The following is a 13891-nucleotide window of genomic DNA, read 5'->3' on the forward strand; positions in this document are numbered from 1 at the left end:
TTCGTAGACGCCGGGGCGGCGGAGGAACTGTACTAGGCTGGGGCCCGCCCCATGAGAGCTTGGTATGCCGTTCACAAGTGGACCAGCCTCGTTTGCACTTTGTTTCTCTTGATGCTGTGCGTGACGGGGATGCCGCTCATCTTTCGTCACGAGATCGACCGCGCGCTGGGCTACACCCTCGTTGCACCGGAGAAAGCCGCGACATCCGCGCGTGTAAGCTTGGACGACATTCTCGCGGCCGCCAGGGCCAAGAGGCACGGCGACGCCGTGCAGTTCGTACTGACCGAGCCGGGCGAGCCGTTCGTGCACTACGTCCGACTTGGGAAGACCGTCCAGTCGCCCGAGCCGTCGGGCATCGATGGTTACGACGTGCGTACCGGCGCATTCTTGGGCGAGTACGTGCTCGAGCGAGGTGTGACGAGCTTCCTAGTGAAGCTCCACGTCGAGATGTTTGCCGGCCTCGGGGGCACGCTCTTTCTCGGGTTCATGGGGCTCTTGCTCGTGGCCTCGCTCGTGTCCGGCACCGTGTTGTATGGGCCGTACATGAGCAAGATCGCGTTTGGCACGGTGCGGAGGAACCGGTCGTCGCGGCTCAAATGGCTGGACGTGCACAACCTGTTCGGCATCACGACGTTGATGTGGTTCTTGGTCGTCGGAGCCACGGGCGTGGTGAACACCCTGGCAATTCCGCTCTTCGAGCGTTGGCAAAGCACCCATCTCGCCGAGATGACGGCATGGGATCGCGCTCACCCGCCGCCGACGGAGCCCGGTCTCGAAGACGTCGCCACGGGCTCCGCCCAGAGGGCCCTCGAGGCCGCGCTCGAGGCCTCCCCCGGGACGGAGCTTTCCTTCTTGGCCTTTCCCGGTAGCGACTTCGCGGGGCCACATCACTTCGTGGTCTTCCTGCAGGGCACCACGCCCCTGACGTCCAAGCTGCTCGAGCCCGTATGGGTCGACGCACGGACGTGCCGCGTGGTCGGAGCTCGCAAGCTACCGTGGTATTTGACCGTTCTCTTGCTCTCGCAGCCGTTGCACTTCGGCAATTACGGCGGCATGCCGCTCAAGGTTCTCTGGGCATGCCTCGATGCGATGACCATCGTCGTCCTCGTGAGCGGCATCGAGCTTTGGCTGCAACGTCGCCGTGTGTGAGGGCGCGTCAAGGATCGATCGTCGCGAGGGCGGCTCGCAAGCTAGCATGCACCTCGCGGCCTTGCACGGCGGCCAGGTGGTCGCCGGATAGGTTGACGGTGTCCACGGTGCCGCGGGTGTACGCTTGCCAGTCGACGGGCGCGCTGCCGTGCTGCGCGAGCGTCTCCGCGCTCCACCAGGCGCGAATGGGCGCGCGCAACGCATGCGCGGGCAGGCCATTCAGGAAAAGCGCGGCGTCGCGCAGCAGGACGTAGCGGTGCCAAAGGGCGGTGGCCGGGGCGTCTTCGGGGAGAAGACCCCGCGCTTGGGCCCAGATGGCGGCTTGCTCCACGCGCTCACGGATGGCGAGGCCGTGGAGGCGGTCCTCCAAGGCGCGAAGCTCCTCTTTGGGCAGGGCAAGAAGCTCCGCTCGGCGACTCTGGTCGATGTATCCCGCGAGCTCGGACACGACGTCGGGGGCCTCGCTCGTATAGAGGTGGGTGCGCGGTTGCGTATCGAGAATGGCGAGAAATGCCACCGACTCACCCCGCGCCTCGAGCACGTGCGCGATGCCCAGTGCGAGGACGCCGCCCAGGGACCACCCCACGAGATGGTACGGGCCGTGCGGCTGCCGGGCTCGGACCTCGTCGGCCAGAGTCTCCGTGATGTGCTGAATCGAATGTTCCTCGTGGCCCAACACCGACCCCAGATCGAGCCCGAGCACGGGTTGGTCGTCGCCGAGGGCATCCGCGAGCGGCTGGTACGCCGTGACGTGGCGACCCGTGGGGTCCACGCAGAACAGCGGCGGGCGCGCGCCTGCCGACGGTGACACCCCGCGCAGGGTGACGACCGGCGAGCCGGCGCCATCGTCGGAGATGCCCGGAACCTGGGAGATGAGCTCGGCCAGACCCGCGACCGTGGGCGCGCGAAAGATGGCCATGAGCGAGAACCCGGTGCCGAACGCCTGCTGGATTCTATGCATCAGCGGAATCGCCAGCAGCGAGTGCCCGCCCAAATCGAAGAAGTCGTCGTTCACGCCCACCTTCGGCACCTCGAGAACCTCGGCCCAGATGCGCGCGAGCGTCTCCTCGGTGGGCGTGCGCGGCGCGACGTAGGCGTGCTTGGTTCGACGATCCGCGGGGCTGGGAAGAGCCTTTCGATCCACCTTGCCATTGGCCGTGAGGGGAAGTCGGGGAAGAACCACGACGTCCGTCGGGAGCATGTAGTCGGGCAGTCGAGGTCCGAGAAACTCGCGGACGCTCTTTTCTTCGAGCGCGCCGGCCGAAGCCTCTTTCGGGACCACGTAGGCCACGAGCGCGAAGCCCTCCTCGTGCCGGGCCATCACGATGGCTTGGCCGATGCCGGGATGCTCCGACAACCGCGCCTCGATCTCGCCCAGCTCCACGCGGAATCCGCGGATCTTGAGCTGGTGGTCGCGGCGACCGATGAATTCGACGGTGCCGTCGGGGCGGTACCTTGCGAGGTCGCCCGTTCGATACAGACGTGCTCCCGCAGAAAAGGGGTGCGGCACGAATCGCTCGGCGGTGATGTCGGGCCGGTCCAGGTACCCGCGCGCCAGACCGGCGCCACCGAGATAGAGCTCGCCCACCGTACCCACGGCCGCGGGCTCGAGCTTCTCGTCGAGCACGTACGATTCATCGCCGCACAGCGGACGTCCAATCGGCACCGAGGCGCACCCCGTGCGGTCGCGCCAATCGCGAAGCGGCAGGACCAGCGCCCCCACGGTCGTCTCGGTGGGTCCGTAATGGTTGACCACCGCGCACGTCCCGCCAAGCGCGGCGATCCGGTCCACGAGGGCCATGGACAGCGCTTCCCCGCCCAGCACGAGAAGCCGGCGCGGCAACACGGCTCGTCCTTGACCGGCATCGAGCAACGCACCCAGGTGGGACGGTACGATCTTCAGCACGTCGAGCGAAAACTGCGCGGTGTACTCGGCAAACTTTCGCCCGTCCGTGGCCGTCCCGTAGTCGATCACATGGAGGCATCCGCCCGTGGCCAGCGAGGCAAAGATGCTGGTGTTGCCCAGGTCCGCGCTCAGCGTCGTCACGGTGGCGAAGTGGAGGCCCGGCTCGATCTCGAGCGTCCCGCAAAGCGTCTGGGTGTAGTTGGCGATGCCGCGGTGGGTGATGGCCACGCCCTTCGGCACGCCCGTCGAGCCCGACGTAAAAATGATCGAGGCCAGATCGTCGAGCCCTACGGCCCCCGGTGGGTTGGCGTCGTATTCGGCGCCCGGGGCATCGGGCCATTCCATGTCGCGATGGGTGATCACGATGGCATCGCGCGGCCGCTCCAACTGCTGCAACTGCTGCGCGAGACGCGCGGCGGGCGCCTGTGGGTCCAGCGGAGCGTAGGCGCCACCGGCCTTGAGAATGCCGAGAAGGCCCGCGATCATGTCGGCGGACCGCTCGCAGCAGAGACCAACGGGGCTCCCGGGCTTCAAGCCACGGCGGGCCAGATCGCGCGCCAGTCGATTGGCGCGTCGATTGAGTTCGCGGTACGTCCAGCGCTGCTCGCCGCAAAGAACGGCGAGGGCATCGGGCCTTTGCGCGGCCTGCTGCTCCAATGCGCGGTGAAGGAGTGCGGGCGCCGCATCCGCAACCTTGCCGCGACCCTCGGCGAGCCTTCGCGCGCGCTCCGTGGCCCCGAGGATGCGCAGCGTCCCCACGGGAGCCTCCCAACCTGCCTCCAACGCACCAAGGAGCGTGACGTACTGCTCGGCGAGGGCCGCCGCACCACCGGCGGAGACGCGGTGCGCGTCGTACCAAATCGTCGCCGAGACTCCCTCATGGCGCACGAGAGACAGTGCGAGCTTGAGGCCAGGTGGACCCATGCATTGTGCATCGAGTTGCCAGGAAAGGCCCGAAACGCGCACGGGTTCCAGGCTCTCGTCGTAGGCAAAGCCGACCCAATCCGAGGTGCCGTGCTGCACCTCGGGCCACTCGGGCGTGCGCTCCGCCGCATCCTGCTGCTCGAGCTCCGCTTCCAGCGCAGCCTCCACCTGGCGCACGAGCTCCCCGAACGACGTCGCCTCGTCGACGCGGCACACGGCCGGCATCCAGCTCGCCACGGGGCCCATCACCTCTTGCAGGTCCTCGATGTGCCGTCCTGCCGAAAGGACCGCCACGGCGAGATCCTTCCGCGCGACCAGCCGTGTGAGGTGCACGAGCCAGGCCGCCAAAAGAACCGTCGATAGCGTGGCCCCGTGACGGTGTGCGAGCGATTCGAGCTCGGCCGCCACCCGAGCGTCGACATCGATCTCCACCGAGGCGCAGGCCGCACGTGCTCCGTCCGAGGCGCCTTCGAACGGCAAGACGAGGGGCGCCGGCGAAGGAGTCGGCGACGCCGCGCCTCCGTGAAGCTCGTTCTGCCAGTCCGAAAATTGCGCGTACTGCGCGGGCTCCTCCGAGTCTTCCAGAGGCCCGCGCGCATACGCATCGGCGATCTCCCGCACGAAAAGCCGCAGGGTCCATGCATCGGCCGAGAGCGCGGGCAGCACGAGGAGAAGCTCGTGGTGCTCGGCGCCACGCCGAAGGAGCGTCACATCGAGCACCGGCCCGTGAACCAAATCGAAATCCCGCCGCGCCGCCTCTTCCCACGCCCCCGTGATGGCGGCGCGCCGTTCGGCCTCCGAGCGGCCCTCGAGATCGACGTAGCGCCAGGCAAATCCGCGGGCGCCGGCTCTCTGGAGGGGGAACTTGAGACGCGCATCGCGATGAAAGGTCGTGCGCAAGATCTCGTGCCGCTCGACGACGCTGCCCAATGCGCGGGAGAGCCTCTCGTGCTCGATGCGGCCTTCGATGCGAATGCGCGCCCGCACGTTGGCCGAGACGCCGTGCTGGTGCAGCGACCAGAGGCGCCTCTGCACGGGGGAAAGGCTCACGCCGTCCAGGCTCGTCACGGGGTCACCTCCACGTCGGCATGCGACACCATCTGGCCCATGGCCACCACGATCTTGCGTGGGCCCTTGAAGGGATCGCGGCCGTGGGCCACGAGCATGTTGTCGAGCATCAGCAAGTCGCCGCTCTGCCATGGATTGCGCACGGCGTACCTCTCATAAAGTTCCCCGAGCACGCGTGTGGTCTCTTCCTCGATGGGGGAACCGTCGCCGTAGGTGACATGACGCGGCAACCACCGCTCACCGAGCATGGCCAAGAGCGACTCCCGCACGGGTGCTTCCAGGTACGCGGGGTGGTGGAGCTGAATCTGATTGAAGAAGACCGACTCGCGCGTCTTGGGATGCTGAAGCACCGCCGGGCCGCGCTGGCTGATACGCAGCCGCCCGCCGTCCATCCAATCGCAGCGCATGCCGCTCACCCGGCAACGCTCCTCCACCACCATCGGCTCGCTCGTGTGGAAGAAGTCCTGCCAGCTCACGTCGTAGCCGGGGGTGAAGTTGCGCACGTAGAGAAGGCCCAATCGCTGAAAGCGTGCGCGGAGCTCGGGCGAGAGCGCCTCGTGAAGACGGCGGCAGTCGACGATGGGCGTGGCGCCGCCTTCCGGGGAAGCTTGCGTGCAGAAGAACCACTGCTTGAGTGGCCAGCGCGGCAGGTGCGAGCTCTCGTTGTGGAAGAGAATGGCCTTGTCGGCCGGATACGGTGTGGAGCCGTACACGTCCTTGCCGGCCTTCTCCCGGGGCAAGTCGCCGTACTCGCCGAACAGCTCGCCGCATACGCTCCGCGCCACGTTCTCGAAGTCTCCGACGGACGTCAGCCCGAAGCCGCGGAACAGCAGCGCGCCATGGTGGAGCAGCTTCTCCTCGACGAAGGTGCGCTCCGCCTGCGCCCACGCCGCGAGATCCACGTCGCGCCGGGCCGGCTCGACGACCAGCGGCATCGTCTCGGTGGGCTTGGCGAGGCGCGTGGTGATGAACGCGTCCGTCGCGCGCTTGAAGCTCTTGAGCCCTCCCGCCGGAAGCGCCCGACTCCGTTTGGCGCGCTCCTTCGGCTCCGTGGCCACGAGGGCCGTGATGCGGCTCTCGGGCTCGGCCGCGACGCGCCGCAAGATGCCGAGCAACGACGTGGCCATGGCCTCGATGGTCGTCGCCTCGAACAGATCGGCGCGGTACTTCCAAACGCCCACCGTGCCCTCGCTCGTTTCCTCGACGAACAACGCGAGATCGAACCGAGCCGCGTCCCATTCGAGGTCCATCGCACGGAACCGAAGCCCCGGCAGCTCCAGATCGGACGACGGTGTGTTCTGCATCACGAACAACGTCTGCACCAGCGGGTGCCGCCCCGGAATGCGCGGCGCGCGCACGGCATCGACGACTTGCTCGAAAGGCAAATCCTGGTGCGCGTACGCGTCCAGGGTCGTCGCGCGAACACGCCCGAGAAGCTCGCGGAACGTCGGCGCACCGCCGAGATCCGTCCGCAGGACGAGCAGGTTGACGAAGAAGCCGATGAGCCCCTCGGTCTCCACACCGCTGCGGCCCGCCACGTCGGTTCCGATCAGGAGATCCGTTTGGCCCGTGCGCTGGAAGAGGAGAACCTCGAAGGCGGCGAGCAACGTCATGAACAGCGTCGCACCGTGCTGCCGTCCGAGGTTCCGCAGCGCCTCGGCGAGCTCGGGCTCGATGTCCATTTCGAAGCGCGCGCCGCGGTAGGTCGGTGCACCGACGGGAACGTGGTCGGGCCGCAGGTCGAGGGCGGGCGGAGGATCCTGGAGACGCTGCCTCCAGTAGCCGAGGTGCGCCTCGCGCACCGGTCCGCGCATCCACTCCCGCTGCCAGACGGCGAAGTCCGCGTATTGAATCGGCAGCGAACGCAGCGTCGAAGGACGCGCCGAGCGCTCGGCATCGTACAGCTCCGCGAGCTCGCCCACGAGCACGCTCATGGACCAGCCGTCCGCCACGATGTGGTGCACGACCAGGACGAGGACGTGCTCCCCCGCACCGAGCTTCGCCGCGGCCACGCGGATCACCGGCGCCCGGCCGAGATCGAACGGCCGGCCCGCATGCTCGGCGGCGATGCGCTGCACGCGAGCCTCTTGTTCCGAGGCCGGCGTATCCGAAAGGTCGAATGCCTCGAAGGGAACCTTGGCGCCTTCCGCGATGACCTGCACCGGCTCGCCATTGTTCGGCGCGAAGGACGTGCGCAGGGCCTCGTGCCGCGCGAGGAGCGCCGCGAGGCTTCGCTCGAAAAGAGCCAAATCGAGATCGCCCGTCACGCGAACGGCGGCGGTCATGTTGTACTCGGCGCTGTCGGGTTCCAGCTGCGCGAGGAACCACAGTCGCTGCTGGGCAAACGACAGCGGGAGCGGGTTGTCCCTCGGTACCGAAACGAGCGGCGGCGCTTTGACCAAATCCGCCGTACGTCGCGCATCGATGTCGCGCGCGAGCTCCGCCACCGTGGGATGGTCGAAGAGGCTGCGTAGCGGCAATTCGACGCCGAAGGCATGGCGCACGCGCGAAACGACGCGCGTGGCCAAGAGCGAGTGCCCGCCGAGCTCGAAGAAGCTCTCGTCGATGCCGACGCGTTCGCGGCCGAGAACCTCGCCCCAGATGCCCGCGAGGACGTCCTCCGTCGGCGTGCGCGGCAGCTCGATCGCCGCCGTGGCGCCCTCCGCGGCCACGTCGGGCGAGGGAAGGGCCTGACGATCCACCTTGCCATTGGGGGTGAGCGGCAGCTCGGGCAGGAAAACGAACCTGACCGGCACCATGTAATCGGGCAACGTCTCCCGGAGAAACTCGCGCAGCTGCGCGCCGGTGGGCGGCTCGCCCTGCGAAAGCGCGCCGGTGGCGACGTAGGCCACGAGCTGTTCTGCGCGCACGAGCACGGCGGTGGCGTGAACCCCCGGGTGCTCCGCGAGGCGCACCTCGATTTCGCCGAGCTCGATGCGGAAGCCGCGGACCTTGACCTGATGATCGCGTCGCCCGATGAATTCCAGGGTGCCGTCCTCGAGCCTGCGCGCGAGATCGCCGGTGCGGTACATGCGCGCACCGGGCTCTTGGCGGAATGGGTCGGGCACGAACACCTCGGCCGTTCGCCGCGGGTCGTGGATGTACCCGCGCCCGACACCGATGCCCCCGACGCAAAGCTCGCCGATGGCCCCGATGGGCGCGAGCGCGTCGCCCACGAGGACGTGAAGCTGCACATGGGGCACGGAGCGCCCGATGGGGACATGCGTCGCGTCGGATGGCAGCGCGGCGGTCAGCACGTGGAGCGCCACATCGTCGGCGCACTCTGCGGGGCCGTAGGCATTCATGAGGGGAACGTGCGGGAACCGCTCGAACCACTTGCGGCACAGATCGGGGGTGAGGGCCTCGCCGGTCGGAAGCATCCAACGCAGGCGCGTGAGCACCTTGGTCGAAGCTTGTGCCTGCACGATTTCGCGCAGCAGGGACGGAACCAATTCGAGGATGGTGATGCCCTCGGCCTCGGCCTCCTCGAGCAGCCGCTGGGGATCGGCCACCACGTCGCCGGGAACGATGTGCACGCGCGCACCGCAAAGCAGCGCCGACAGAAGCTGCCACACGGAAATATCGAAGCACTGCGATGCCGTTTGCCCGACGACGTCGCGCGGCGTGAGCGACAGCGAAGGAACCTTGCCCCACACGTTGTTGAGCATTCCCGCGTGCTCCACCATGGCGCCCTTCGGCGTTCCGGTCGATCCGCTGGTGTAAATCACGTACGCGAGGTGCCCCGGCCCGGCTGCGTTGGTTGCGTCGGTGGCATGGGCCGCGAGCTTTTCGCGGAGGACGAGCCGCGGTCGCTCGCCCTCGGGGAGACGGGCCAGAGCGTCCGAGAGCGCGGGAGCCCACGCCTCCGACGTCAACACCACCCGAGCGCGACTCGTCGCGATGACCTGCGCCAGGCGCGACGAAGGATGCGATGGGTCGAGCGGCAGATAGACACCGCCGACCTTGAGCACACCGACCGCGGCCACGACGAGGTCGATGTCGCGCTCCTCGAGAACGGCCACGATGCCGTCCGGGCCTACTCCTTCCGCACGAAGCGCACCCGCCACGCGATCGGCCGCACGGTTCAAACCGGAGTACGTGAGACGGCGCCCGCGGCAGGAGACGGCATCGGCATCCGGCGTCTTTCGAACCTGGGCTTCGAAGATCGAAACATACGAGGCCGCGGGGGGCGCCTCACCGGCGGTGGAGTTCCAATCGACGAGCAACCGTTGCTGCTCGGCGTCGCCGAGAAGTGCGATATCGCCGAGGCGACCGCCCTCATGTCGAACCATGTCCTCGAGGGCTCGACCCAGATGATCGAGCATCCGTCGGACCGCCGCGTCGTCGAAGCATCGCTCGTCGTACGAAAGCCGCACGCCGAGCCGGGCGCCCGGATAGGCCACGACGGTCATCGGGTAATTCGTGTGAACGCGATCGTGCTCGAAGGAAAGCTGAACATCGCCCACCTGCTCGCCCAGCCGGGGATCGAGTGGCGCATTTTCGAAGACCACCAAGCTGTTGAACAGCGATTGCCCATTGGGCAATTCGCTCCACTGTTGCATCTGTACGAGCGGCGGATATTCGAATTGGCGTATTCGGTAATTGTGCGTCAGAAGCTCTTGCAGCCAGGGCACGATCCCACGCTCGGGCGATACCTGCACCCGGAGCGGCAATGTATTGATGAACAATCCAACGATGGATTCGACGCCGGGCAGCTCGGTGGGGCGGCCGGCCACGGTCACCCCGAAGAGCACGTCCCGGTTGCCGCTGTAGCGGCTCAAAAGCAGCGCCCACGCACCCTGGACCAGCGTGTTCACGGTGAGCTGGTGGCGCTGCGCAAACGCCGCGATCTCCTGGCTGGCCGATGGTGATAGTTCGATGAACGCGTCGCCCATGGTGTCGGCGGGCTCCACGTCCTCTTTGAGGATGCGTTCCACACCGAGCCGCGTCGGGGCGGAGAAGCCGCGGAGCTCTTGGCGCCAGAACTGCTCGCCCGCGGCCAAATCGCGACCATCGAGCCACGCGATGTAGTCTCGGTACGGGCGCGGCATCGGCAAGGAGATCGACTGCTTCGAACGCAGCGCACCGTAGAAGTTGAGGCACTCCATCATGAGCACCGAGAAGCACCAGTCGTCGGTGAGAATGTGATGGAAGCTCCGCACGATGCGGTACGTCTCGTCGGCCAGACGAAAGAGCCGGATCCGCATGAGCGGTGCGCGGGTCATGTCGAGCCCCGCGCGAAGCTCGGCCTCGAGGGTCTCGTCGATGGACGCCTGCCGCTCGGCCTCGGGCATTTCGCGCAGGTCCTGCACGAGGATGACGTCCGCGGCGTTGACGCGGCGAACGATTTGGAGCGGCCGCTCGAGGTCCTGCCACGCGAACGAGGTCCTCATCATCGGATGCCGGTCGATGACGCTTTGCCAGGCCTCGATGAGGAGGGGGACGTCGAGCGGACCGCTCCACGTGTACTGCTGCTGCATCAAGTACACGCCCGAGCTCGGGTTGAGCAGCGTATGAAAGAGCATCCCTTGCTGCATCGGCGACAGCGGGTAGACGTCTTCGATGCTCGCGGGATCGGGCAGAAGGCGATCGAGCTCCTCGGGGGTGAGACCACTGAGGTTCGCCTTGGGCGGCTCTGGGGCTGGGGGCGCCGGAAGTGCGGGCGCTGCGGCCTTCTTGACGACGGCCACCTCGGAGGCTTTGGCCACGGTCGGGTGCTCGAAAAGCTGCTTCGGCGTCAGCTTGATGCCGCGCTGGTTGGCGCGTGCAATGACCTGCAGGCTTCGGATGGAGTCGCCACCCAGGCCAAAGAAATTGTCGTGGATGCTGACCCGTTCCTTGCCGAGAACATCGGCCCAAACGTGCGCGAGGATGGTCTCGACCTCGTTGCGGGGGGCCACGAAGGCATCGGGATCCGCTGCCGCCGTCTGGCCAAGCGCGGGGAGGGCGGCGCGGTCGATTTTGCCATTGGGCGTGAGCGGCAGCGACGCGAGCGGCACCAGCACGCTCGGGAGCATGTAATCCGGGAGCCGGCGGCCCAGCGACCCGAGCAGCGTGGTTGGTTCGATGTCGGCACCGGCCACATAGGCCACGAGCCGCTTCGAGCCTGCGTCGTCGTGCACCACGACGACGGCCTCGCGCACGTTCGGCTCTTCGCGAAGGGCCGATTCGATTTCACCGAGCTCGATGCGGTAGCCGCGCAATTTGATTTGATGGTCCGTTCGCCCCAAGAACTCGATGGCCCCGTCGCTCCGGTAACGCGCCCGATCGCCGGTGCGGTACAAGCGCCCGCCGGGGGTCGTGCCAAAAGGATCGGGGAGGAACCGCTCGGCGGTCAGGCGGCTGCGATCGTGGTAACCACGCGCCACACCGGCGCCGCCGATGTAGAGTTCCCCGGGCACGCCGACCGGCACGGGCTGCAGGTTCTGGTCGAGGATGTACGCCTGCGTGTTGGGAAGAGGACGGCCGATGGGGAGCGATGCCGTCGTGCGGTTTCCATCCTGGGGGACTTCCCAGGTGAGCGTGCCCACGGTGGTTTCGGTCGGGCCATAGTGGTTGACGATGCGGCAATCGGGCGCGAGCGCGTGAATCTTTTCCACGAGCTCCGCGCTGGCAGCCTCGCCGCCGATCACGAGGCAGCGACGCGGCAGCACCCGCTCGGGGTCTTTCGCCTCGAGAAGACCCGTGAGGTGGCTCGGCACGATCTTGAGGCCATCCACCGCGTGGTGGCGCATGTACTCCGCCATGCGATCGGGGTCGAAGATTCGCTCGTCGGCGAGCACGTGCAAGGTGCGCCCCGAGCAGAGTGCACCGAACAGCGACGTGTGCCCCAGATCCGCCGCGACCGTCGATACGAGCGCCATGCTGGTGCTCTCGGCCAGGGGAAGGCGGCCCAGCACGCCGCGCACGTAGTTCACGAGCTGGCGGTGCTCCACGGCGACGCCTTTGGGGCGACCCGTCGAGCCGGAGGTGTAAATGAGGTAGGCCAATTGGCCGGGGCGACGCTCGATCGAAAGCCGCGAAGACGGCTCGGCGGCGAGGGAAGCCTCCGCCGGGTCCAGGAGCGTCACCCCCTCGCCGAAGTCGGCGTCGGCCTTCGCGATGACCACGCGCGCGCCGCTGTCGAGCGCGATGTCCCTGCGCCGCTCACGGGGGAATTTCGGGTCGAGCGGCACGTAGGCTGCACCAGCCTTGAGCACGCCGAGCAATCCGATGATCATCTCCACCGAGCGCTCGACGCAAAGGGCAACCCGGTCCTCCGTGCCGACGCCGAGCGCGCGCAGACGGTGCGCCAATCGATTCGCCCGCGCATCGAGCTCGCGGTAGGAGAGGCGCGCATACTCGCACACGACGGCGAGGGTGTCGGGTCGCCGTTGGGCCTCGGCCTCGAACAGCTCGTGGACGCTCATCGTCGCGGGGGCCAGCGCCTCCGTCGCGTTCCAGTCGACGAGGATCCGCTGGCGTTCGCGTTCGCTCATGAGCGGCAGTTCGCCCAAGCGCGCCTGCGGCCGCGCCGCCATCGCCTCGAGCAAGGTCGCGCACTGCGTGAGCAGGCGGGACGCGCCTTCGTGCGTGAAGCGGCGTCGCTCGTAACAAAGAATGAGCCTTAGCTCGCTCGTGGGCTCGACGATGAGGGACAGCGGATAGTTGTTTCGCCCGGCCGTGAGAATGGCGTCGCCGGCGGGGCGGCTTGGCCTGGGCAACGCGCGGACGCGAAGCTCCGTGGGCATTTCGGCGACGTCCTCCTCGGGGTAGCTGTCGAAGACGACGATGCTCTCGAAGAGCGCCTGCCCACCGGGCACCTCGCTCCAGCGCTGCAACTGCGACAGCGGTGTCCACTCGTGCTGGCGTAGCTCGCTGTTGCGATCTTGCAGCCGTTGCAGCCAAGGGCCCAGCGGCTCATCGTCCGCGACGGAAACCCGGATGGGCAAAGTGTTGATGAGCAGACCGACGATGCTGTCCGAGCCCGCCAGATCCGGGGGCCGGCCCGACACGGTGGACCCGAAGACCACCTCGGGCTCGCCGCCATGGCGATGCAGAAGGCACGACCACGCGCCCTGCACCAAGGTGTTCAGCGTGATGCGATGGCTGCGCGCGCAGGCCACGAGGGCCTCGGTCTGGGCGCTCGAGAAGCGAAGTTCGCGCTCGGCATGCGGAAACGCGTCGTCCTCCAGCGCACGGCCGGGCAGGGCATCGGCGGGGAGCGTCGTCGGCGTGTGGAAGCCGGCCATGGCGCCGCGCCAGAATGCCTCGGCGTCCGCTTCGTTCCGAGCTTTGACCCACCCGAGGTACTCGCGGTAAGGCCGGGCCGGCGGAAGGTCCAGCGGCGTCTTGGCGACCAAGGCATGGTACGCGACGAGCGCTTCCCGCAGGACGAGGGCGAAGCTCCATCCGTCGAGCAAGATGTGGTGGTGGCTGTTGACGAAGTACCAGGCGTCGTCCGCGATGCGAAGGAGTGCAAGGCGCATCAACGGCGGCTTGAGAAAATCGAAACCGGCCCGGCGGTCCTCGGCCAGGAATGCGGCGAAGTCTTCTTCGCGGGCGCGTTCACTTCGCCCGCGCCAGTCGTGGGACTGCAGGGAAATGGCCACCGCCTTGCGGACGACCTGCACCGGCTTGGCAATGCCTTCCCAGGCGAAGCACGTTCGAAGGATCGCGTGCCGATCCACCACGGTCTGCCACGCCCGGGCGAAGGCCTCCGGATCGAGTTTGCCCTCCAGCACGAAGCCCGTTTGCGTGAAATAAGGGTCGGCCGCTTTGTCCGCGATCGCGTGGAAGAGCAATCCCTCCTGAAGGGGGGATAGATGAAGAATCGACTCGATGTCCTTTTTCGTTTTCATGATT

General features: G+C 67.5%; 3 protein-coding genes. 1 reads left to right on the forward strand and 2 read right to left on the reverse strand.

The window, feature by feature from the left end:
* The first annotated feature begins 51 nt into the window (after window positions 1–51).
* Window positions 52–1149 (forward strand): PepSY domain-containing protein, encoded by a 1098-nt coding sequence (locus LVJ94_05785; protein WXB06744.1) that lies wholly within the window; start codon window positions 52–54, stop codon window positions 1147–1149.
* Between the two features lie 7 nt (window positions 1150–1156).
* On the opposite strand, the gene LVJ94_05790 is transcribed toward LVJ94_05785, so the two are convergent.
* Together LVJ94_05790 and LVJ94_05795 are read right to left on the reverse strand one after the other, a co-directional pair.
* On the reverse strand, window positions 1157–5047 hold the full coding sequence (locus LVJ94_05790; protein WXB06745.1) for an amino acid adenylation domain-containing protein: 3891 nt from the start codon (window positions 5045–5047) through the stop codon (window positions 1157–1159).
* Window positions 5044–13887: an amino acid adenylation domain-containing protein gene (locus tag LVJ94_05795; protein WXB06746.1), complete on the reverse strand. Its 8844-nt coding sequence runs from the start codon at window positions 13885–13887 to the stop codon at window positions 5044–5046. The genes LVJ94_05790 and LVJ94_05795 overlap by 4 nt, the downstream gene beginning before the upstream one ends.
* Window positions 13888–13891 lie beyond the last annotated feature (4 nt).

This window comes from Sorangiineae bacterium MSr11367 (assembly GCA_037157805.1).
GTDB lineage: Bacteria > Myxococcota_A > Polyangia > Polyangiales > Polyangiaceae > Pendulispora > Pendulispora rubella.

Excerpts from the sequence above, each read along its gene's own strand:
- LVJ94_05785 (WXB06744.1), top strand. The coding sequence starts at position 52 with ATGAGAGCTTGGTATGCCGTTCACAAGTGGACCAGCCTCGTTTGCACT.
- LVJ94_05795 (WXB06746.1), bottom strand. The coding sequence starts at position 13,887 with ATGAAAACGAAAAAGGACATCGAGTCGATTCTTCATCTATCCCCCCTT.